We start from the raw sequence: 21,651 nt of genomic DNA, 5'->3' as shown, positions 1-21,651 counted from the left end.
CCTTGTCCGCCGCATGGACTGCCATGGGAAGCGATGGTCCCGGCGAGTTTGGTGCCGGTCCGATCGGAGACGCATGCATGCAGAGCTTCTATCGCCTCGATGAACGCGAGCGGATCGCCGAATGCGGTGGCGACTGGGACCGGTTCGCCCTGGACAACGGCAGCACGCGGTCGCTGTCGAAGGCGGTCCAGGGCCGCCCGATCTGGGATTTCGTCGAGGGTATCGGCATGAGTTCCTATCTCGGCGCCATATTCTTCCATGTGCGCCGCACCGGCGAGGGCTTCGAGAGCAGCTACCGCTGCGACAGCCCCTACCGGGCGCGGCGCTTCCGGATGCGGACGGAGCCGTGCGGCAAGGGCCTGCTGCTGATCCACTGCCTGGTCTGGAGCGCGGTGATCCGCGACATCGGCGAGGATGTGTCCGGCGAAGGGGCGGTCAGCGCCCCGCGCTGCTCGGTCTGCTGCCGCTTCCTCGTGGAGGGCGCCTGGATCGATCCGGTTGCCGATCCGGGCCGTGTCTTCATGCCCTCGGAGCATTGCGTCTGCCCGGACTGCAAGGCGGCGCTGCGGGTGCAGCTGGCGGAGTGAACTCCGGCCTCCGGGGCGCATGCGGGCACCGGGAGGCCGGAGGGGCCGTCACTCGGCGGCGACGCTTTTCGGCCGGGCCAGAGCCACGATGTCGGACATGATGCGGTTCAGCTCGAAATCCTTCGGCGTGTAGACCCGCGCCACGCCCATCGCCTTCAGCGCCTCGGCATCGTCGTCGGGGATGATGCCGCCGACCATGACCGGGATATGGCCCAGCCCCGCGCCGGGCAGCTTGGCCATCAGGTCCTTGACCAGCGGGATATGGCTGCCCGAGAGGATCGACAGGCCGATGACATGCGGCTCCTTCTCCTTCGCGGCGGCGATGATCTCGTCCGGGGTCAGACGGATGCCGGCATAGTCGATTTCCATCCCGCAGTCGCGGGCGCGGAACACGATCTGCTCGGCGCCGTTGGAGTGCCCGTCGAGGCCGGGCTTGCCCATCAGGAAGCGCAGGCGGCGCCCCAGCTTGTCCGAGGCGGCATCGACCGCGGCGCGGATGTCATCAAGCCCCTCGGTCTTGTTCGACATGGCCGCCGAGACCCCGGTCGGGCCGCGGTACTGGCCATGCACCTGGCGCATGACGCCCGCCCATTCGCCGGTGGTCACGCCCGCCTTGGCCGCCGCGATCGAGGGCGGCATGATGTTCTCGCCGGTTTCGGCCGCCTTGCGCAGCCCTTCGAGCGCGGCCTGCACTGCGGCCGCGTCGCGGTCGGCGCGCCAGGCCTCCAGCCGCCCGATCTGCTCGGCTTCGACCGCCGGATCGACAGTCATGATGCCGCCGTCGGCGCCCATCAGCGGCGAGGGCGCCCCCTCGGTCCAGCGGTTCACCCCGACCACCACGGTTTCGCCCTTCTCGATCTGGTTGATCCGGTCGGCATTCGATTCCACCAGCCGGCTCTTCATGTATTCGATCGCGGCGATCGCCCCGCCCATCGCGTCGATATTGGCCAACTCGGCGCGGGCGCCTTCCTTGAGCTCGTGGACCTTGTCCTCGATCGCCGGGTTGTGGTCGAAGATGTCGTTGTATTCCAGCAGGTCGGTTTCGTAGGCCATGATCTGCTGCATCCTCAGGGACCATTGCTGGTCCCAGGGCCGCGGCAGGCCGAGCGCCTCGTTCCAGGCGGGCAGCTGCACGGCGCGGGCGCGCGCCTTCTTCGACAGTGTCACCGCCAGCATCTCGATCAGGATCCGGTAGACGTTGTTCTCGGGCTGCTGCTCGGTCAGGCCGAGCGAGTTCACCTGCACGCCATAGCGGAAGCGGCGGTACTTTATGTCGGCCACGTGGTAGCGGTGCGCGCAGATCTCGTCCCAGAGATCGACGAAGGCGCGCATCTTGCACATCTCGGTCACGAAGCGGATGCCCGCATTCACGAAGAAGCTGATGCGGCCGACCACGACCGGGAAATCCTCGGCCGGGACCTTGTCCTTGACGTCGTCGAGCACCGCGCAGGCGGTGGCCAGCGCGAAGGCCAGCTCCTGCTCCGGCGTCGCGCCGGCCTCCTGCAGGTGGTAGGAACACACGTTCATCGGGTTCCATTTCGGGATGTGCTGGTAGCAGTAGGCCGCCACGTCGGTGATCATGTTGATCGAGGGCTTGGGCGGGCAGACATAGGTGCCGCGCGACAGGTATTCCTTGATCAGGTCGTTCTGCACCGTGCCCTGCAGCTTGGAAATGTCCGCGCCCTGCTCCTCGGCGGTGGCGACATAGAGCGCGAGCAGCCAGGGCGCCGTCGCGTTGATCGTCATCGAGGTGTTCATCTGCTCTAGCGGGATGTCCTCGAACAGCGCGCGCATGTCGCCCAGATGGCTGACCGGCACGCCGACCTTGCCGACCTCGCCCCTGGCCAGCTCGTGGTCGCTGTCATAGCCGGTCTGGGTCGGCAGGTCGAAGGCGACCGAAAGCCCGGTCTGTCCCTTGGCCAGGTTGGTCCGGTAGAGCGCGTTCGATGCCTTGGCCGTGGAATGGCCGGCATAGGTGCGGAAGAGCCAGGGCTTGTCTTTCTGTGCGTCGGTCATGGGGGCCTCGCGATTCATTTCTGAGCAATAATCATGCGTCACAAGCCTGATAGTCGGAATAAAGTGTCCCTGTCAATTCGCCGCGTTGCGGCGGGGCGGGGAAGTTGCCGCAGGGGCGGCCTGCAGCGCTTTCCGGACGCTTTCCGCGCCTTGACGGAGATGTTCCGCGCAAACAGGGCGATTCTGCACTATGGTACAGGATGTGCGGTCCCTGGGAACGTGATCTTGCTGTTGCGGGATGTTTTTGCCCGCGGTCCGGCGCGAATGCGCAGGGTCGCGGCTGATCTGGCAATGTTGCCGATGATCGAAGACATAAAATTTCAAAAAGTTCGATTTCCTGATTGCGAAGTTGCGCGGGACCCTCTAGAGAGCGGGGAGACGCATCTTTCCGCAGTGCGGCACGACTGTTCTATCAAGGAGGCTCTGATGGCTCTCGACACCAACCCGGCGATCGCGGCGTATGAAGCGCCCGAGAAGGACCTCTACGAGATCGGCGAAATGCCCCCGATGGGCTATGTTCCGAAATCCATGTACGCTTGGGCGATCCGCCGCGAGCGGCACGGAGAGCCGGACAAGTCCTTCCAGGTCGAGGTGGTCGACGTGCCGAAGCTGGACAGCCACGAGGTGCTGGTCCTGGTGATGGCCGCGGGCGTGAACTACAATGGCATCTGGGCCGGTCTCGGCGTGCCGATCTCGCCCTTCGACGGCCATGGCGAACCCTATCACATCGCCGGGTCCGACGCCTCGGGCATCGTCTGGGCGGTGGGCGACCGGGTGAAGCGCTGGAAAGTCGGCGACGAGGTGGTGATCCACTGCAACCAGGACGACGGCGACGACGAGGAATGCAACGGCGGCGACCCGATGTTCTCGCCGACCCAGCGGATCTGGGGCTACGAGACGCCGGACGGCTCCTTCGCGCAGTTCACCCGCGTGCAGGCGCAGCAGCTCATGCCGCGGCCCAGGCACCTGACCTGGGAGGAGTCCGCCTGCTACACGCTGACACTCGCCACCGCCTACCGGATGCTGTTCGGCCATGAGCCGCACGAGCTGAAGCCCGGGCACAACGTGCTGGTCTGGGGCGCCTCGGGCGGCCTCGGCTCCTACGCGATCCAGCTGATCAACACGGCCGGCGCCAATGCGATCGCGGTGATCTCGGACGAGGACAAGCGCGACTTCGTGATGGGGCTGGGCGCCAAGGGCGTGTTGAACCGCAAGGATTTCAACTGCTGGGGCCAGCTGCCGACGGTCAACACGCCGGAATACAAGACCTGGTTCAACGAGGTCCGCAAGTTCGGCAAGGCGATCTGGGACATCACCGGCAAGGGCAACAACGTCGACATCGTGTTCGAGCATCCCGGCGAGTCGACCTTCCCGGTCTCGACCTTCGTCTGCAAGAAGGGCGGCATGGTGGTGATCTGCGCGGGCACGACCGGCTTCAACTGCACCTTCGACGTGCGCTACATGTGGATGCACCAGAAGCGCCTGCAGGGCAGCCACTTCGCCCATCTCAAGCAGGCTTCGGCGGCCAACAAGCTGATGATCGAGCGCCGCCTCGATCCGGTGATGTCCGAGGTCTTCCCCTGGGCGGAGATCCCGGACGCGCACATGAAGATGCTGCGCAACCAGCACAAGCCGGGCAACATGTCGGTGCTTGTCCAGGCGCCGAAGACCGGCCTGCGGACCTTCGAGGACGCGCTGGAGGCGCGCCCGACCACCTGAGCGCCGCATCTGCGCGCAAATTTGGGGGCTGCCCGCCGGGGCGGCCCTTTTTTTGCGCGATCTTAACTTCGCCGTGCGACAGACGGGAGCGGGAATGGCCGCGGAACCGCCGCGCCGCCCGTCCGAACGGAGGGCCGGAGATCCATGCCGTTGATTGTCAGGAAGTTGAAAAAACGGGCCCCGCTATTTCTGGGGAGGGAAATCCCGTGAGTTTTCGGGTCAATCGCGTTCGTGCTAGAGTTGTATTAATCTTCTGTTAACCACTGACTGGGAATCCTCTAATGCAACAAGAATGGGTGTTGGACGTCCTCTCGGATCTCAGGAGCTTTGCTCAGCAGAACGGCATGTTCGCCTTGTCCGAACAGCTCGACGACACTCTGATTGTCGCCGCTGCCGACCTCGCGGCGCATCGAGGTCGCGAACCCGGGATGGACCATGAACGGGAAGCTCGAGACACTGATTGCCAGGTTGCAGGAGGCAAGCAGCCGAGCTGACCTGCAGGACGCGGTTTTCCTGCTGCGCGACCACTACGACGTCGATCACGTCGTCTATCACTCCGTCAACCAGTCAGAGGAACCCTATGCGGCGCTCACCTATGGCGAGGACTGGGTCGGCCGCTACATCGAGAAGGACTATGCCCGCATCGATCCGGTTGTGCAGGGCTGCTACCAGAGGTTCCACCCGGTCAATTGGAAGCAGCTGGACTGGAGCGGAAAGTCCGCCCGAAGTTTCCTCGGCGAGGCGATCTCCGCCGGCGTCGGCAACCAGGGGCTCTCGGTCCCGATCCGCGGGCCCAACGGCCAGTTCGCCATGTTCACCGTCAGTGCCAAGGCAGGGGATGACAGCTGGCAGCGCTTCACCAGCGACCATCTGAGCGACCTCCTGCTGGTTTCCCACTTCATGAACCAGAAGGCGCTGGAATTCGGCGGCCCCGATGACCGCACGCTCGGCCGACAGCTTTCGCCCAGGGAAGTCGACGCGCTGAGCCTGCTCGCCAACGGCCAGTCGCGCGGCCAGGCCTCGGAAACGCTCGGCATCTCCGAGCATACGCTGCGGGTCTATATCGAGGCGGCGCGGCTGAAGCTCGGGGCGCAGAACACGACCCATGCCGTTGCGCTCGCGCTCAGCCACGGGCTGATAATTCTTTAACGGAAGGTTAACGGAGAGGCCGCTGCCGATACCTTTGGGCAAGGCGGCAGCCGCAATGCTCGTCCCACAGCAAATGTCTGGGGGGACAAGAAAATGCTTCACTTCCTTCACGCCGACCAGCTTCACACCCAACCCGAGCTGCGCGACTCCATGTTCCGCGACCGCGCCGACCAGTTCCGCACGCGGCTGGGCTGGGAGGTCTCCGTCACCGAACATGGCGAGGAGCGGGACCAGTATGACGATCTCAACCCGCTCTACGTCATCTGGGAGACCGGGGGCCGCCACGGCGGGTCCATGCGCTTCCTGCCGACCTCAGGACGCACCATGATCAACGAGCATTTCCTCGGCCTCCTCGACGGCCGCCCGCTGCACAACGACCGCATCTGGGAATGCACGCGCTTCTGCCTGTCCCGCGGCGCCGCGCCGAACGTCTCGGCCGCGCTGATGCTGGGCGGCGCGGAGCTGGGCCTCGGCCGCGGGCTGGATTTTTCGGTCGGCGTCTTCGATGCGCGCATGGTCCGCATCTACGGCCGGCTGGGCTGGAGCCCGGCGATCCTAGGCAGCACCGGCGAAGGCCGCGACGCGATCTCGGCCGGGCTGTGGCACTATTCCGAGGAGGTCGCCGACCGGCTGGCTGCGAAGGCGGGCATCGCGCGCGCGCGCAGCCGCAGCTGGTACCACCTGGCCATGGACCGCGCCGCCCGGCTGGGCCGTCCGCGGCTCGTGGTGGCCTGATCCCGCTGGAATATCCGCGCCTGCGGCGATAGGGTCCGGCCATGCAGCCGACCCCGTCCCCGACGCTCTCGCCCGATCAGGAAACCGCCTTCGCCCATGTGGCGGCAGCGCTGGCCCGTGCCGGTGTCGACCTGGATGCGGAAACCGCAGGTCTTCCCACCGACGAGAACACCGCGATCGCCGTGCTCGGCAAGGCCGGCTCCGGCAAGACGCTGCTGCTGGCGCAGCTCTGCGCCAAGCTGCGCGACATGGGCATCGACATCGTCAGCGGCGACTACGAGCCCAAGCGCACCAAGGAACGCCGCAGCCTGGCGATCCTGGCGCCGACCAACAAGGCGGCCTCCGTGCTGCGCCTGCGCGGCGTGCCGGCGACCACGATCCACCGGATCCTCTACACCCCGGTCTACAATCCCGAATACGAGCAGATCGCCGAATGGCTGGCAGGCCAGAACGCGACCAGGCCCGAGGTCGAGGGCGTCGCGCCCGAGGCGCTGGACCGCGCCAAGGCCTTCTACGAGCTCTACCAGTCGATCCCCGGCGCGATGGCCGCCATCGGCATGCGCGGCTCCGATTTCATCTCGGGCTGGAAGCGGCGGGAGGAGCCGCTCGACATCGGCTTCGTCGACGAGAGCTCGATGCTCGACGAGCGCCAGTTCGAGGATCTGAAGGAAATCTTCCCGACCCTCGTGCTGTTCGGTGATCCGGCGCAGCTGGCGCCGGTGGGGCTGTCGGGCGAGATGGTCTTCGACCGGCTGCCCGCCCCCGACCGCGTCACGCTCAGCCGCATCCACCGCCAGGAGGGCGGCAACCCGATTCTCGACCTCGCGCATGCGCTCGGCGACCCGGATCTGGGATTCGAGCAGTTCGAGCGGATGGTCGAGCAGGCGGCCCGGCGCGACGACCGCGTGGTCGTGGCCGAGCGGGTGAATTGCGACCTGATGGCCCGCTCGCCGGTCCTGTGCTGGCGCAACAACACCCGCGTCCGCCTGATCACCGCATTCCGCGCCGCGCACCAGGTGCCAGCGGACGGGCTGATGTCCGGCGAGCCGCTGATCTGCGACGGCATCGAGCTGCCGCTGAAGCACCGCAAGAAGCGGCTCGACCTGGAGGCGCGGGGGCTGATCAAGGGCGCCCAGGTGATCTATCTCGGCCCGGGCCAGAAGCCCGGTTTCGCCCGGCTGCACGTGCTGGGCGCGCCCGATCCTCAGGTCTCGGCGGCCTCGATCATCAAGATCGAGCAGCCCGAGGAGGACGAGCCGCTGATCGCCTCCGCGGCGCGGATGGGGGCGAGCTTCCTGCATGGCGCGGCGGTGACGATCCACAAGGCGCAGGGCTCGCAGTGGTCCGAGGTGCAGGTCTTCTCGCCCGACATCTATGCCGCCGCGCGGGCCGGACGGAACGAGGCCGGGCTGCCGCTGTGGAAGCGGCTGGCCTATGTCGCCATCACCCGCGCCGAAGAGCGGCTGCACTGGGTGACCCGCTACCGGCTGGCCAAGCCGAAGGACGGCCTGTCCACCGCCGATCTGAAGGTCCCGCCGCCGCCGCTGCTGCCGGCGGTGGAGGAGCCGGACGGGCAGGCGGCCCTGCCGGGCTGAACTCAGCCTTCCTGCAGGTCGGGTTCGGCCTTCGCCTTGCGCGCGAGGAAGCTGGTGAAGGCGCGGACCCGCTGCGCGATACGCCGGTTGTCGGGATAGACGGCGTGGAGCGGGATCTGCCCGGCGCGCCAGTCCGGCAGGATCTCCACCAGCCGCCCGCTGCGCAGGTCGCCGCCGACCGAGAAGCCCGGCAGCTGGCAGATGCCGGCGCCTTCCAGCGCGGCAAGCCTCAGCGCCCAGCCATCGCTCAGTTCCAGCCGCGGCTCGACCGGGACTTCGCGCTGCTCGCCGCCGCGCTCGAAGCGCCAGCGGCGGCCGCGGCGGATCGGGCTGAAATGCAGGATGCGGTGTCCGGCCAGCCCTTCGGGCGCCGCGGGCATGCCGTGCGCGGCGAGGTAGTCTGGGCTCGCGCAGGTATGCAGCCGCGACTGGCCGATCTGGCGGGTGACCAGGTTCTCCTCGATCGCCAGCGTGCCGCGCAGCGCGAGGTCGAACTGCTCCTCGATCAGGTGGCGGGCGCTGTTGGACAGTTCCAGCTCCATCCGGATGCCGGGATGGGTTTCCAGGAACTCGTGCACCCAGGGGATCAGGAAGCGCTGGCCCAGGTCGGGCGGCGCGGTGACGCGCAGCCGTCCCTCGGGCTCGGAATGCTGCGCCCGGGCGGCCCGTTCGGCGGCGGCAACGCGGGCGCGCATGTCGGCAAGCCCCTCGCGGTAGGCCTCGCCGGACGGGGTCAGGCGGACTGCGCGGGTGGTGCGGTGGAACAGGCGCGCGCCCAGCCGCTCCTCCAGCTCGGCGACCTGGGCGCTGACCGTGGCGCGGGTCAGGCCGAGCGCTTCGGCGGCGCGGGTGAAGCTGGAATGGTCGGCAACGGCAAGGAAGGCGGAGATGCCGTGCAGCGGATCGACGGTCTTCATTCGGCGGATATCCCGGACAGAGTTGCGGGATCCGGCCGACTTATCGCCCGCCCGCGGGAAAGCTAGCTTGCACTCACTTCGGAACAGTCAATTCAGGGGAAGCGAGATGGAGAGTTTTGACAGGGCGGCCTGGTCCGCAGCGGGTGCCGGGCGCAGGGCGATGGGGTTCGGACCGCATCTGATCCGGATCACGGCGGCCGAAACCGGCGGCCGGCTGGGCGTGTTCGAGGCCGAGGTGCCGCCGGGCGAGGGCCCGCCGCCGCATGTCCACGAGAAGGAGGACGAAATCCTGCAGGTGGCCGAAGGCCGCTTCGCCTTCTGGTGCGGCAGCGACCATGTCGAGCTGGAGGTCGGCGGCGTGCTGGTGGTGCCGCGCGGCGCGGTCCACCGGTTCCAGAATGTGGGGACCTCGACCGGGCGGCTGCTGTGCATGGTCACGCCCGGCGGTTTCGAAGGCTTCTTCGCCGCAGTGGAATCCGAGGCACCCGCGGGTCCGGCCGAGATCGACGCGCTTGCGGCGCGGTTCAAGCTGCGCTTCGTCCCGGCGCTGGCTGCGCAGGTGGCCTGACGCCGCCGGACCCTCCGCGCCGTCCCCGGTCCCCCGGGGCGGTGCGGGCGAAGGCGGCCAGGACGGCGATCCCGCCGAGCGCGGGGCCGGGCGGGACGGGAAGCGGGACCTCGGACAACGCGGCGTCCAACCACGCATGGGGCGAAGTCAGTTCGGTTGCCGGGCCGGGCCGGACGATCCCCCGGTCGCCGGTGCGCTCCGCGATGCCGCGAGTTCCGGCTGGAGAACCGCGGAATCGCGGCGGAACGGGCCGATCCGGATGCCGGAGAAGGCGGCGGCCTCCGGCAGCGCCGGCACGGCGCCGCGGTCTGCATCGCCGGCTCCGATCCGGCGCGGGCCGCAGGCCTGCTGACGGAAAGAGCGGGCGTCGATCCGGCCGGCGGCGGCAGAGACGGGGGCTGCAAGGGCTGCCGCGGGCAGGGGCAATCGCATCATCGAAATCTCCGGACCGAACAAGGCTAATGCAGGCCACGATGCGCCTGCGCCCTTGGCCGGTCAATCGGGAAAGCGGCGGATCAGCGGCGCAGTATCGCGAAGGCGGCGGAGGCGGCCCAGCCGGCGGCGATGGCGATGACCAGGGACAGCCCGCCATAGATCAGCGGCTGTTCCTGTGCGAGGCTGAAGAGGAAGCGCTCCAGCCCGACCTTGTGCACGTAGATCACCGTTTCGTACTCGTCGACGACCTGGCCGCCGCGGGTCAGGAAGATGCGCGTCTTGTAGTTGCCCACCGTCAGGTTCGCGGGCATGCGGATCGAGGTGCGGAACAGCGTCTCCTGGTCGAGCGCAACGGCGCCCTCGCGGATCAGGTAGCTGCCGTCGGCGATCCTCAGCCGCTTGAGCGCGGCGAGGTAGGAGGGGGCATCGGCGGCCTCCTCGGCCGCGCCGATCGCCTGCACCGCGCGGTCGAGCGAGATGCGGTGGCGCAGGTCCTCGGTCTGGCTCAGCGCCACGGAAAGCGGCCGCGTGGTGGCCACGGCGTAGAAGCTGGGCGCAACGTCGATCTCCACCGCGCTGGTATTCACCCAGATGCCGAAGCGCCGCGCCTTCTTGCGCACCGTCACCGTCTCCATCGGCCCCTGCACCGCGATCACCACGTCGAGCGGCAGTTCCGAGGGCGGCGGCGCATCGCGCTTCACCGCGCCGAAGATCAGGATGCTGGAGCCGTCGAAGGTCGCGGTGATCGCCACCTCGTCCTGGCTGAGGCCCAGCACGACTTCCTCGGCCGCTGCGGAGACGGGCAGCAGAAGCAGGAGCAGCAGGAGAAGACGCCTCACTTTCCGGCCTCCTGGGCGATGGAAAAGAGCTCGGCCGGCGTCAGCAGCAGGTCGAGCGCGATCTTGAAGCAGACCAGAAGCACCATGCCGGCGAGCAGGATGCGCAGCTGCTCGGCCTTCAGCCGGACCGCGATGATCGATCCGATCTGCGCGCCGATCACGCCGCCGATCAGCAGCAGCACCGCCAGTACCGCATCGACCGTGTAGTTGGTCGTGGCATGCATGATCGTGGTGAAGGCGGCGACGAAGATGATCTGGAACAGCGAGGTGCCGACCACGACCTTGGTGGGCATGTGCAGCAGGTAGATCATCGCCGGCACCATGATGAAGCCGCCGCCCACGCCCATCACCGCCGAGAGCACGCCGACCAGCGCGCCGACCATCACTACCGGGATCGCCGAGATGTAGAGCCCCGAGGTGCGGAACTTCATCTTCAGGGGCCAGGTGTGGACCCAGCCCTTCTCGGGGCGCTTCCTGGGCTTGTAGGCCTTGTCCTTCGAGCGGCGGATCGCGTTCCAGCTCTCGATGAACATCAGCAGCCCGATCACGCCGAGGAACAGCACGTAGCAGAGCTGCACCATCAGGTCGACCTGGCCGATCTCGGTCAGCATCTCGAAGATCTTCACGCCGATCGCCGCGCCGGCGAGCCCGCCCGCCAGCAGCACCCATCCCATCTTCAGGTCGACCGTCCTGCGCTTGAAATGCGCCAGCACGCCGGAGAAGGAGGAGGCGACGATCTGGTTGGCCTGGGTGCCCACGGCGACGGCCGGGGGAATGCCGATGAAGAAGAGCAGCGGCGTCAGCAGGAAGCCCCCGCCGACGCCGAACATGCCCGAAAGGATGCCCACGATGCCGCCCAGCCCCAGAAGCAGGAAGGCATTGACCGAGACTTCCGCGATGGGAAGGTAGATCGTCATTCGGGCTCCTCGTCTTGCGGTCTCACCGTTCCTTCACATAGGCCTCGCCGCCGGCGCGCGGCGGAATGGCCTTGCCGACGAAGCCCGCGAGGATCACCACGGTCAGGATGTAGGGCAGGGCCTGCATGAACTGCACGGGAAGCGCAATCCCCGCGATCTCGATCGACTGGAAGCGGTTGCCGAGCGCGTCGAGCAGGCCGAAGAGCAGGCAGGCGCCGAGCGCCGACCACGGGCGCCACTTGGCGAAGATCAGCGCCGCCAGCGCAATGAAGCCGCGGCCCGCGCTCATGTCCTTGACGAAGCCCGCCGAGAGCCCGGTGGACAGGTAGGCGCCGGCGAAGCCGCAGAGCAGCCCGCAGATCATCACCGCGCCGTAGCGCAGCCCGGTCACCGAGACGCCCGCCGTGTCGACCGCGCCCGGGTTCTCGCCCACCGCGCGCAGCCGCAGGCCGAAGCGGGTGCGGAACAGCACGTACCAGGTGGCCGGAACCGCCAGGAAGCCGGCATAGACCAGGATCGTGTGGCCCGAGATCAGGTCGTAGTAGATCTGGCCGAAGACGGGCACGTCGCGCAGGGTCTCGGCGAAGGGCAGGGTGATCGGCTGGAACCGCGCGCCGCCCTCCAGCTGGGGCGTGCGGCCGCCCTGCTGGAACCAGTCCTGGGCGATCAGCACGGTCAGGCCGGTGGCGAGGAAGTTGATCGCCACGCCGGAAATCAGCTGGTTGCCGCGGAAGGTGATCGAGGCCAGCCCGTGGATCGCCGCCAGCGCCATCGAGGCGGCGCAGCCCGCCAGCAGGCCGAGCCAGACATTGCCGGTCAGCGCCGCTGCGGCGGCCGAGAAGAAGGCCGCGATCAGCATCTTGCCCTCGAGCCCGATGTCGAACACGCCAGCACGCTCCGAGAACAGCCCGGCGAGGCAGGCGAAGAGCAGCGGCGTGGCCAGGCGCAGCGTGGAGTCGAGGATCAGGAGGACGGTATTGAGATCCATCACGCGGCTCCCTTCCTGCGCAGGCTGACAAAGAGCCGCTCCAGCGGCGTGCGCACCATGCCGTCGAGCGCCCCGGTGAACAGGATCACCAGCGCCTGGATGACCAGGATCATCTCGCGGCTGATCGCCGGGATCTCGAATTCCAGCTCGATCCCGCCCTGGTAGAGCGCGCCGAACAGCACCGCGGCGAGGAACACGCCTACCGGATGGTTGCGCCCCATCAGCGCCACGGCGATGCCGACGAAGCCCGCGCCCTGGACGGAGTCGAGGGTCAGCCGCTCGGCCTCGCCCATCACCGCGTTGACGCCCATCAGCCCCGCCAGGCCGCCCGAGATCAGCATGGTGACCATGATGATCCGCACCGGGCTGATCCCGGCATAGACGGCGGCCGGCTCCGACTTGCCGTAGGCGCGGATTTCATAGCCCAGCCGGGTCCGCCAGATCAGCACCCAGACGCCCCAGCAGGCCGCCAGCGCCACCAGGAAGGCGACGTTGAGCGGCGCGAACTTGTTGAATGGGATGCCGAAGAGGCCGAGCACGTCGAAGGCCGTGGGCAGGTTCGTGCCGTCCGGGAAGCCGCGGCTCTCGGGCGCCATGCCCGGTGCCTTGAGGATGTTCACCAGAAGGTAGACCATCAGCGCCGAGGCGATGAAGTTGAACATGATCGTGGTGATCACGATGTGGCTGCCGCGCTTGGCGTTCAGCCAGGCCGGGATCGCCGCCCAGGCGGCGCCGAAGAGCGCGCCGCCGATCACCGCGAAGGGCAGGGCGAGCCACCAGAACGGCCAGTCGACGGCGAGGCACACGAGCGCGACGCCCAGCCCCCCGAGCGCCGCCTGTCCCTCGCCGCCGATATTGAACAGCGAGGCGTGGTAGGCGACCGCGACCGCGAGGCCGGTGAAGATGAAGTTGGTGGCGAAGAACAGCGTGTAGCCCCAGCCGCGGGTCGATCCCATCGCGCCGTTGACCATCACCTCCAGCGCGTGGACCGGGTTCTCGCCGATATAGAGGATCACCAGGCCCGACACGAGGAAGGCGAGCGCCAGGTTGATGACGGGGATCAGGACCACATCGGCCCAGGTCGGCAGCTTCTGCATCAGGCGGCACGTCCTTCCATCCCGGCCATCAGCAGGCCCAGTTCGGTCTCGTCGGTTTCGGCGGGCAGGCGCTCGCCCATGATGCGCCCGTCGAACATCACCGCGATGCGGTCCGACAGCGACATGATCTCGTCGAGCTCGACCGAGACCAGCAGGATCGCCTTGCCCGCGTCGCGCAGCTCGACGATGCGCTGGTGGATGAACTCGATCGCGCCGATATCCACCCCGCGCGTCGGCTGGCCGATCAGCAGGAGGTCCGGGTCGGCCTCGATCTCGCGGGCCAGCACGATCTTCTGCTGGTTGCCGCCCGAGAAGCTTTTCGCGGCCAGGTTCGGATCATGCGGGCGCACGTCGAAGCGGCCCATCTTGGCATCCGTGTCCTCGCGCAGCGCGCGGTTGTCCATCATCAGCCCCGCGCAGTATTTCGGCAGGTCCTGGTAGCCGAAGCCGGTGTTTTCCCAGGCCTTGAAATCGAGGATCAGCCCTAGCCGGTGGCGGTCCTCCGGCACATGGGTGATCCCGGCGCGGCGCCGCGCGCGGGCATCCGATCCGGGGCCCGACAGGCTCAGCGGCTGGCCGTTCAGCGTGATCTCGCCGGTGGCGGCGCGGATGCCGCCCAGCACGTCCAGCAGCTCGGACTGGCCGTTCCCGGCCACGCCCGCGATGCCGACGATCTCGCCCGCGCGGACGGTCAGGTCGATGCCCTTCAGCCGCTCGACGCCCTGGCTGTCGGTGACCCGCAGGCCCTTGACCTCCAGCACGGTCTTGCCGGGCTGGGCGGGCGTCTTGTCGACGCGCAGCAGGACCTTGCGGCCGACCATGCGCTCGGCGAGGTCCTGCGGGCTGGTGTCCGCGGTCCTGACCGTGTCGGTCATCTCGCCGCGGCGCATCACGCTGACCGTGTCGGTGATCTCCATGATCTCGCGCAGCTTGTGGGTGATCAGGATGATCGTCTTCCCCTCGGCCTTCAGCCCGCGCAGGATGCGGAACAGGTGGTCGGCCTCTGCCGGCGTCAGCACGCCGGTCGGCTCGTCGAGGATCAGGATGTTGGCCTCGCGGTAGAGCGCCTTGAGGATCTCCACGCGCTGCTGGTGGCCGACGCTCAGATCCTCGATCTTGGCATCGGGATCGACATTCATCTCGTATTCGCGCGCCAGCTCGGTCAGGTGCCTGCGCGCCTTGGCCAGCGTCGGGCGCAGGAAGGCGCCTTCCTCGGCACCGAGCACGACGTTTTCCAGGACCGAGAAATTCTCCACCAGCTTGAAATGCTGGAACACCATGCCGATCCCGGCCTTGATCGCGGCCTGGCTGTCGGGGATCGGCGTCTCGCGGCCGTTCACCAGGATCTCGCCGCTATCGGCCTTGTAGAAGCCGTAGAGGATCGACATCAGCGTCGATTTCCCGGCGCCGTTCTCGCCGATGATGCCGTGGATCGTGCCCGGCATGACCTTCAGAGAGATGTCCTTGTTGGCCTGCACCGGCCCGAAGGCCTTGGAAATGCGGCGCAGCTCGATGGCGGGGGCGTCGGTCATTCGAGGAATCCCACCAGGCGGGTGACGTTGTTCTGCGCGTCGAGATCGGCGACGTAGAGCCCCTGGCGCACCGGGCCGGCGTCGCGCGCCAGCGTGAAGGGCACGCGGGCGTGGGTCTCGTGCTGGTCGACGGGGCCCGCGGGCTCGATGCGGCCGTCGGGCAGGCGGGTCTTGAAGGTGTTGAGGAAGCCGATGAAGGCCGCGCGGTCGGTCAGCGGGCCGCTATGCGGATCGGCATAGTAGAAATCCTCCGAGGTCACTTCGGCGACGATGCGGTAGCGCTCGGCGGAGGAGGGGGCGCCCCAGGCTTCGAGAAGGCGCAGGAGCGGGTGGGTGTCAGCCATGGCGGGCCTCACTCGGGACGTGTGGCCGGCGCGCCCGGGGGACGCGCCGGGCAGGGATCAGAATGCCGGGCAGGCGCCGTCGGTGGTGAAGTCGTGGACCTCGATCTCGCCGTCGATGATCTTTTCCTTGGTGGCCTCGACGGTCGCCTTCATCTCGGGGGTGATGAGGTCGGCATTGTACTCGTCCAGCGCCCAGTCGACGCCCTGGTTCTTCAGGCCCATGACCTGGATGCCGGGGACGAAGCTGTCGGTCGCGCCCTCGTCGAAGATCTGGTAGACCGCGTTGTCGACCCGCTTGAGCATCGAGGTCAGGACCGAGCCGGGATGCATGTAGTTCTGGTTGCTGTCGACGCCGATCGAGTAGATGCCCTCGTCAGCCGCCGCCTGCAGCACGCCGACGCCGGTGCCGCCCGCAGCCGCATAGACCACGTCCGACCCCTGGGCGATCTGCGCGCGGGTCAGCTCGGCACCCTTCACCGGATCGTTCCAGGCCGCCGGGGTGGTGCCGGTCATGTTGACGATCACCTTGGCGTCCGGCTTCACCGCCTTGACGCCCTGGGCATAGCCGCAGGCGAATTTCGAGATCAGCGGAACATCCATGCCGCCGACGAAGCTGACCGTGCCGGTCTTGGTCGCCATTGCGGCGAGGACGCCGACGAGGAAGCTGCCCTGGTGCTCTTCGAAGACCACGGACTTGACGTTCGGCTGGTCGACCACGCCGTCGATGATCGCGAAGTTCACCTCCGGATAGTCGGGCGCGATCTTGTCGAGGACCGAGATGTTCATGAAGCCGATGGTGATGACCGGGTTCGCCCCGCTTTCCGCCATGCGGCGCATCGACTGCTCGCGCTGCGCTTCGGACTGCAGTTCGGTCTCCTTGTAGGAGCCGCCCTTCTCGGTGATGTAGCGCTGCGCGCCGGTATAGGCGCTTTCGTTGAAGGACTTGTCGAACTTGCCGCCGAGGTCGATGATCAGGCCCGGCTCGGCCAGCGCCGCGGTTGCCGCCATGGCCAGCGCGGCACTCGCGCCGAGGAGAGTCTTCATCATGTTCATTGGTCTTCCCCTTGTTGGTCGCGGGCCGCAGCCGTCCCGCGCGTCGCGGGCAGTCGCACCCGGTTTGAGCCGATAGAGCCGCAGCCCGCCGGCACGGTCAACCGTTTTCGGGAAGGTGCGGCAGGCTGCCGGGATGCCGTTTCGGGCAGATGCCCTGTTTCAAGGCAGCTCCGGCGGGGAAAATTTGCGGGACATCACCAGCGCGTCGATGCGGCTGCCGTCCGGGGCGCGGTAGTAGCCCTTGCGCCGCCCGGTTTCCGCATAGCCGCCAGCGACATAGAGCGCGCGGGCGGCGGCGTTCGCGGCCGAGACCTCGAGGAATGCGGTGTCTGCGCCGCGCTTCCGCGCCGCGGCCTCGAAGGCGTCCAGCAGGCGGCGGCCCAGCCCGGTGCGGCGGCAGGCGGGATCGACGGCGATGGTCAGCAGCTCGGCTTCCCCGGCGATGGCGCGGCCCATCGCGAAGCCGCCCGGACCGGCCACTGCAAAGCAGCCGGGACCGTCGAGGAGACCGGCAATTTCCGCCTCGCTCCAGGGGCGGGGAGTGACGAAGCAGGCCGCGTGCAGCGCGGCCATTTCGGCGGGGGTCATCCGAGGATCGCGGGCGCCGGATCGCGCGGCGGGGCGGCATCGGCCGGGCGGATGTAGAGCGGCGCCGGGCGCGGGTGGTCCGGTCCGGGGCGCGCGGCGGCAACCCGCGCGATCGCCTCTGCCAGCGGCAGGGCGGCGGGCAAGGCGCCCGGACCGTCGCCGATCCGCGGCAGGTCCGCGGGCAGGTCCGCGGCATCCTCCACCAGTGCCGGATCCTCCGCGCCGCCCGTCCGGAACACCTGGGCATAGGCTGCGCCGCGGCGCGCATCCGCAAGCGCCAGCATCGGCCGCGGTCCGCCCTCGGCCAGGGCCTCCAGCGTCGAGACGCCGATTGCCGGGATGCCCAGCGACAGCGACAGGCCGCGCGCGGCGGCGACCGAGAGCCGGATGCCGGTGAAATTGCCGGGGCCGATGCCGACGGCAATGGCCCCGAGATCGGAGAACTTGAGCCCGGCCTCGGCCAGGGTTTCCGAGACCAGCGGCATCAGCCGCTCCGCCTGGCCCTTGGCCATGGCTTCGCAGCGGGCCGCAACGACAAGGCCGTCCCGGAGGACGGCCGCGGCGCAATGCGCGCCGGATGTGTCGAAGGCGAGAAGCGCGGGCAAGGTCAGACGGCGACCGGGCGCACTTCGATGACTTCGGGGATGTAGTGGCGCAGCAGGTTCTCGATGCCCATCTTCAGCGTCAGCGTGGAGGAGGGGCAGCCTGCGCAGGCGCCCTGCATGTGCAGGTAGACGACGCCCTTCTCGAAGCCGTGGAAGGTGATGTCGCCGCCGTCCTGGGCCACTGCGGGACGCACGCGGGTGTCGAGCAGGTCCTTGATCTGGGTGACGATCTCGGCATCCGGCCCGTCATGGTCGGCATGGCCCGCAGCTGCGGAGGTCTCGCCTTCCATCACCGGGGCGCCGGACTGGAAATGTTCCATCACCGCGCCGAGGATGGCGGGCTTGATGTGGTCCCACTCGGTTGCCTCGTCCTTGGTGACGGTGACGAAGTCATGGCCGAAGAAGACGGCGTTGACGCCGTCGACCTCGAAGATGCGGGATGCCAGCGGCGATTTCGAGGCAGATTCGGCAGAGGGGAAATCGGCCGTGCCCGCCTGCAGCACGGACTGGCCGGGCAGGAATTTCATGGTCGCCGGGTTCGGCGTGGACTCGGTCTGGATAAACATGCGCGCCTCCGTTTCGACCGATATGCGCGGGGCGGGGCGCGGAGTCAAGGTTTGGAACCGTTCTAAACTGCTCCGGCGGCGGCGCGTCCCCCTCACCCCGGCCCTCTCCCCGGCGGGGAGAGGGAGGGCGCGGCGCTCAGGTGATGTCCTCGAGCTGCTCCTTCGACAGGTTGCCCGGCACCACGGTGACCGGGACGCGCAGGGCGGGCATCGACTTGATCAGCTGGGTCACCAGCGGGCCGGGGCCGTTCGATTCGGTGGAGGCGCCGAGCACGACGACGCCGATCTCGGTGTCCTCGGCGATCTGCTCCAGCACCTCGTGATAGGGTTCGCCCTCGCGGATCACGAGTTCGGGATCGACTCCCTGGCGGTCGCGCATCCATTTGGCGAAGACCTCGAAATGCGCGGTGATGCGTTCGCGGGCCTCGGCGCGCATGATGTCGCCGACGCCGATCCAGTGGTTGAATTCCTCGGGCGGGATCACAGAGAGGATCACCACCGCGCCGCCGGAATGGGCGGCGCGCATCGCGGCGAAACGCATGGCGTTGAGGCATTCGCGGCTGTCGTCGAGGACGACGAGAAACTTGCGCATCGGGCTCCCTCCGGTCCGGGCTCCGCGGCACCTTGGGCAGCGGGGGCGGATTTGGCAAGGCCGGCCGTCAGGGGATGGCACCGACCTGCAGGCCGAAGCTGTAGAGCAGGCCTGGGTAGGCGGTCAGCATCTCGGTATCGAAGACGAGGGTCGCCGCTTCGTATAGTCCGCAGCAGGAAAGCGCGGCCAGCAGAACCGGAACGGTCCAGAGGGCGACGAGGCCGAGTGCGGGGCCGGGGCGGCTTGCGGTCTGTCCTATGGCTGCTGCCAGCCCTCCGGCGCCCAAGCTTGCAAGTTGACCAGCCCGATCAGCGCATGCAGCCCGGTGGGCAGCAGGGTGGAGCAGGCCATGGCGATAATCAGCAAGGCCTCGGATCCGGGATAGTTGTGCAGCCGGGTCAGCGTGGCGCCGAGATCGAAGACCGGCCCGCCAGTCCCAGGCCATCAGACCCAGCAGCGCGGTGATGGCATGGCCGAGCGCAGGGAACAGGGCAATGGCGGTGAATAGATCGATGCTGCCCAGCCACGCGGCGTGGATCCCGCGGCCGAAGCCCCAGGTAAGCAGGCTGGGCGTCACCGAATAGGACAGGGCGTCGAGCAGACCGTTCGACAGCGGCGGTAGGGCTGCGAAGATTGGCAGTGTTCCAAATGCAGGGCACATTTCGCTCATGCCGAAGCGACCCAGCCCGGTCAGAACCAATAGTGAAAACGCATGACAGCCAAGATTGGCATGGCCTGCCGCGATCGGGTGGTCCGGGTTCAATCTCGGTGCATGACGGCTTCGGTGCCACGGCCTGGACGGCCGGCGGAGCCGGCCATTGCGCGACCTTGGGCGCAGGCGGCCGGCAGCCCAAAGAGGAATTCGGGCGCTTGGTGTTGCTCATAGTGTCGCCGCCACCACTCGATGGCGACCTCCGCCTCCGCGAGGCTGCAGAAGACCTCGCCATCTAGGCGTTCGCCGCGGGGCCGGGCGATTAAGCTCTCGCAATGCCCGTTCTCCCAAGGGCTGCCCGGCTCGATATGGCGGCCCGGGCTCCGACGACGGCGCGGCGATGGACCACTCGGACCGGACATGTCCCGGGACACCGCGGAGATCTGGATTGGCCGGCCGGCACGTCGGTGACATCGGCCGGGTTCAACCGCCAGCTGACGCGGATCGCCAGGCACATCCCGGCGAATGCGCCGGGCAGGTCAAGCATGCGGAATGTCCTGCCGGTTGCCATCGTCGCGCAATCGGTCCGGAAGCCGATGGCGGCGGTCCGGCTCTCCACGGAATCGCAGGACCGGACGTGGTGCGGCCGCTCCGGCCCGAGACGGACACAGCAGCCATCCCGGGGCGCCGCCGACGCCACGGTCCTTGACCTTCAGCCGGAGATGGCCTTTCCTAGGTTGTCCCAAGGGGACCTTGGGCTCCGTCGCGGAAATGATCCGCGGATCGCTTCCCGATCCTCCCCGGTCCCGCGGCCGCTCGCCGTCGCCGGCGGCGCTCTGACCGGTGGCGCATCCGCTGGCGGCTCCTCGGACCGATGGCGGACTGATGGCTTGCCGCGCTTCGCGTTCGCTGCCAGCCTGTCCGGGCGCTGACCAAGCGGAAGGGAGGCATGGCGGAAGGCACGGCAATCCGGAGTCTGTCCTGCGGCCCTCGCGGCGGCTTGAACAGCGGATCGAAGGCAGCTTGACCGGCGGCGGCGGGCCGGAACTCTGCGTCTTCGCCGTCTTCGCCGTCTTCGCCGTCTTCGCCGTCTTCGCCGTCTTCGCCGTCTTCGCCGGAAGCGGCAGCTGCGGCACGGTGCCGGCCCGGGAGGCGGAAGGGCTGGCCCGGATCGGCTATCCGTGGCTTGCAGCGGAAGACCCGGCGGCGGCGCCAGGGAGATCGTCTGGGGGCTGGCGCAGGAGGGCGGGGAACGCTGGCGCCGCGTCACCGGAACCGCGGGGCTGCCGCAGCTGCCCCGGCAGCGTTCTGAAATCGTCAGTCTCCGACGCTGTTTGCGGAACGAGTTTCGTCTCGGCGGATCCTCGGCGGAGACAGCCATGCGCGGGACGGACGGGACGGGCGGATCGTTGTCCGGCTCTGCCGGTCTCGAGACGCGTCCCGACCTGGCACCCGCTGCGCCCGATCCGTGCGAGCCTGCTGCAGATCCTCCGTTCCGTCCGCTCCGGACGGCAGCCGGTGGCGCAGCTGGACGGCGACCTGCCGTTCCGCTGGTCTGCCGGCCTGGGCATCGGCGATCCCGTCCGGGGCGGAGGGCGCCCGGCAATCTGTCCGGCGGACGGATTCCGGCCCTGGACGGGCGCAGCCCCGCTGCTGCCGGACGGCCATTTCCCGGCCGGCGGAACGCTGGCGGAGGCCCGGGCGACGATGAAGAGCATGCGGCCGAAGGAGGGCGGCGATCCTCCGGCACGCGGCGCCGCCCCGCTGGACCGGTCCGGAACCCCGCCCGATGCCCCGCCCCGCCAGCCACAGCCGCAATGCCGAAACCGGTTTCAGGGGCGGGAAGCGTCCCAACGCGACGCATGCCTCGGCCCCCGGTCCGCAGGCGCGGCTCTGCCGGAAGCCGCCCGGCACCGGCGCGATGCCGGGCTTCCTCGGGCAGGCGCTGATGGACATGAGGCGTGTTCCGTCGCAGGTCCGAGGAACGCGCCGGTGGCGCCGCGATGGGCAGCTCCGGGCGCCGCCGGGTCCGTGGCCGGTCGCAGGCCGGCCTGCATCTGAGCCAGCCCCTTTGAAGTGGTCCACCCACGATGCGTGAAGTCCGGTTGGATTTCGGTGGACAGGAAGACTGCGGAATGGCCGGAAAGCGTGAGAAGC

21 protein-coding genes are annotated in these 21,651 nt (G+C 68.4%); 6 read left to right on the top strand and 15 right to left on the bottom strand.

From position 1 onward, the window contains the following. The first annotated feature begins 77 nt into the window (after positions 1 to 77). Positions 78 to 587, top strand: coding sequence for a hypothetical protein (locus HCC78_RS19755; protein WP_172330516.1), 510 nt, complete (start codon positions 78 to 80; stop codon positions 585 to 587). 48 nt (positions 588 to 635) lie between these two features. Here the strand turns inward: HCC78_RS19755 and HCC78_RS19750 are convergent, their stop codons facing one another. Next, positions 636 to 2,603 (bottom strand): protein meaA, encoded by a 1,968-nt coding sequence (locus HCC78_RS19750; RefSeq protein WP_172330515.1) that lies wholly within the window; start codon positions 2,601 to 2,603, stop codon positions 636 to 638. Positions 2,604 to 3,029: 426 nt separating this feature from the next. On the opposite strand from HCC78_RS19750, the gene ccrA reads away from it, so the two are divergent. From ccrA to HCC78_RS19730, 4 genes are all read left to right on the top strand, one after another. Further along, positions 3,030 to 4,322 (top strand): crotonyl-CoA carboxylase/reductase, encoded by a 1,293-nt coding sequence (ccrA, locus tag HCC78_RS19745; protein ID WP_172330514.1) that lies wholly within the window; start codon positions 3,030 to 3,032, stop codon positions 4,320 to 4,322. Positions 4,323 to 4,757: 435 nt separating this feature from the next. Beyond that, positions 4,758 to 5,471 carry a LuxR family transcriptional regulator gene (locus tag HCC78_RS19740; protein ID WP_172330513.1) on the top strand — a complete coding sequence of 238 codons (714 nt, stop codon included), beginning with the start codon at positions 4,758 to 4,760 and terminating at the stop codon, positions 5,469 to 5,471. 93 nt (positions 5,472 to 5,564) lie between these two features. Further along, the gene (locus tag HCC78_RS19735) at positions 5,565 to 6,206 is read left to right on the top strand and encodes an acyl-homoserine-lactone synthase (RefSeq protein ID WP_172330512.1); all 642 of its coding nucleotides are present in this window, start codon (positions 5,565 to 5,567) and stop codon (positions 6,204 to 6,206) included. A 41-nt stretch (positions 6,207 to 6,247) separates the two neighbouring features. After that, the gene (locus HCC78_RS19730) at positions 6,248 to 7,801 is read left to right on the top strand and encodes an AAA family ATPase (RefSeq protein ID WP_172330511.1); all 1,554 of its coding nucleotides are present in this window, start codon (positions 6,248 to 6,250) and stop codon (positions 7,799 to 7,801) included. A 2-nt stretch (positions 7,802 to 7,803) separates the two neighbouring features. Here the strand turns inward: HCC78_RS19730 and HCC78_RS19725 are convergent, their stop codons facing one another. Then, complete coding sequence (locus HCC78_RS19725; protein ID WP_172330510.1) at positions 7,804 to 8,718, bottom strand: LysR family transcriptional regulator; 915 nt, start codon at positions 8,716 to 8,718, stop codon at positions 7,804 to 7,806. 106 nt (positions 8,719 to 8,824) lie between these two features. Here HCC78_RS19725 and HCC78_RS19720 point away from each other — a divergent pair, with 106 nt between their 5' ends. Further along, positions 8,825 to 9,286 (top strand): cupin domain-containing protein, encoded by a 462-nt coding sequence (locus tag HCC78_RS19720; RefSeq protein ID WP_172330509.1) that lies wholly within the window; start codon positions 8,825 to 8,827, stop codon positions 9,284 to 9,286. Between the two features lie 515 nt (positions 9,287 to 9,801). Here the strand turns inward: HCC78_RS19720 and HCC78_RS19715 are convergent. The 13 genes from HCC78_RS19715 to HCC78_RS34905 all read right to left on the bottom strand — a co-directional run bounded on the left by HCC78_RS19715 (position 9,802) and on the right by HCC78_RS34905 (position 19,916). After that, positions 9,802 to 10,560, bottom strand: coding sequence for a TIGR02186 family protein (locus HCC78_RS19715; protein WP_172330508.1), 759 nt, complete (start codon positions 10,558 to 10,560; stop codon positions 9,802 to 9,804). Next, positions 10,557 to 11,477 carry a sulfite exporter TauE/SafE family protein gene (locus HCC78_RS19710; protein WP_172330507.1) on the bottom strand — a complete coding sequence of 307 codons (921 nt, stop codon included), beginning with the start codon at positions 11,475 to 11,477 and terminating at the stop codon, positions 10,557 to 10,559. Before HCC78_RS19710 ends, HCC78_RS19715 begins: the two co-directional genes overlap by 4 nt. A 22-nt stretch (positions 11,478 to 11,499) precedes the next feature. Further along, positions 11,500 to 12,465 (bottom strand): ABC transporter permease, encoded by a 966-nt coding sequence (locus tag HCC78_RS19705; protein ID WP_172330506.1) that lies wholly within the window; start codon positions 12,463 to 12,465, stop codon positions 11,500 to 11,502. Beyond that, on the bottom strand, positions 12,465 to 13,562 hold the full coding sequence (locus HCC78_RS19700) for an ABC transporter permease (protein ID WP_172330505.1): 1,098 nt from the start codon (positions 13,560 to 13,562) through the stop codon (positions 12,465 to 12,467). The genes HCC78_RS19705 and HCC78_RS19700 overlap by 1 nt, the downstream gene beginning before the upstream one ends. Continuing rightward, the gene (locus HCC78_RS19695; RefSeq protein ID WP_172330504.1) at positions 13,562 to 15,094 is read right to left on the bottom strand and encodes an ABC transporter ATP-binding protein; all 1,533 of its coding nucleotides are present in this window, start codon (positions 15,092 to 15,094) and stop codon (positions 13,562 to 13,564) included. The genes HCC78_RS19700 and HCC78_RS19695 overlap by 1 nt, the downstream gene beginning before the upstream one ends. Then, complete coding sequence (locus HCC78_RS19690; RefSeq protein ID WP_172330503.1) at positions 15,091 to 15,438, bottom strand: hypothetical protein; 348 nt, start codon at positions 15,436 to 15,438, stop codon at positions 15,091 to 15,093. Before HCC78_RS19690 ends, HCC78_RS19695 begins: the two co-directional genes overlap by 4 nt. A 57-nt stretch (positions 15,439 to 15,495) precedes the next feature. Next, positions 15,496 to 16,491, bottom strand: coding sequence for a BMP family protein (locus HCC78_RS19685; RefSeq protein ID WP_172330502.1), 996 nt, complete (start codon positions 16,489 to 16,491; stop codon positions 15,496 to 15,498). 159 nt (positions 16,492 to 16,650) lie between these two features. Further along, positions 16,651 to 17,079: a ribosomal protein S18-alanine N-acetyltransferase gene (gene rimI, locus HCC78_RS19680; protein WP_172330501.1), complete on the bottom strand. Its 429-nt coding sequence runs from the start codon at positions 17,077 to 17,079 to the stop codon at positions 16,651 to 16,653. Next, on the bottom strand, positions 17,076 to 17,684 hold the full coding sequence (gene tsaB / locus HCC78_RS19675; protein WP_172330500.1) for a tRNA (adenosine(37)-N6)-threonylcarbamoyltransferase complex dimerization subunit type 1 TsaB: 609 nt from the start codon (positions 17,682 to 17,684) through the stop codon (positions 17,076 to 17,078). The genes rimI and tsaB overlap by 4 nt, the downstream gene beginning before the upstream one ends. A gap of 2 nt (positions 17,685 to 17,686) precedes the next feature. After that, a complete protein-coding gene (locus HCC78_RS19670; protein ID WP_172330499.1) occupies positions 17,687 to 18,250 on the bottom strand; it encodes a NifU family protein in 564 nt (187 codons plus the stop codon). A 136-nt stretch (positions 18,251 to 18,386) separates the two neighbouring features. Continuing rightward, entirely contained in the window at positions 18,387 to 18,842 is a 456-nt protein-coding gene (locus HCC78_RS19665; RefSeq protein WP_172330498.1) for a universal stress protein, read from the bottom strand. Positions 18,843 to 18,909: 67 nt separating this feature from the next. Further along, positions 18,910 to 19,605, bottom strand: coding sequence for a hypothetical protein (locus tag HCC78_RS19660; protein WP_172330497.1), 696 nt, complete (start codon positions 19,603 to 19,605; stop codon positions 18,910 to 18,912). Continuing rightward, the gene (locus HCC78_RS34905) at positions 19,602 to 19,916 is read right to left on the bottom strand and encodes an integrase core domain-containing protein (RefSeq protein ID WP_172330496.1); all 315 of its coding nucleotides are present in this window, start codon (positions 19,914 to 19,916) and stop codon (positions 19,602 to 19,604) included. The genes HCC78_RS19660 and HCC78_RS34905 overlap by 4 nt, the downstream gene beginning before the upstream one ends. Between the last annotated feature and the right edge of the window lie 1,735 nt (positions 19,917 to 21,651).

Source organism: Mangrovicoccus sp. HB161399 (genome assembly GCF_013184745.1).
Classification (GTDB): Bacteria; Pseudomonadota; Alphaproteobacteria; order Rhodobacterales; family Rhodobacteraceae; genus Mangrovicoccus.
The sequence above is the reverse complement of the archived record's forward strand: the minus strand, read 5'-3'. Positions and strand labels throughout refer to the sequence as shown.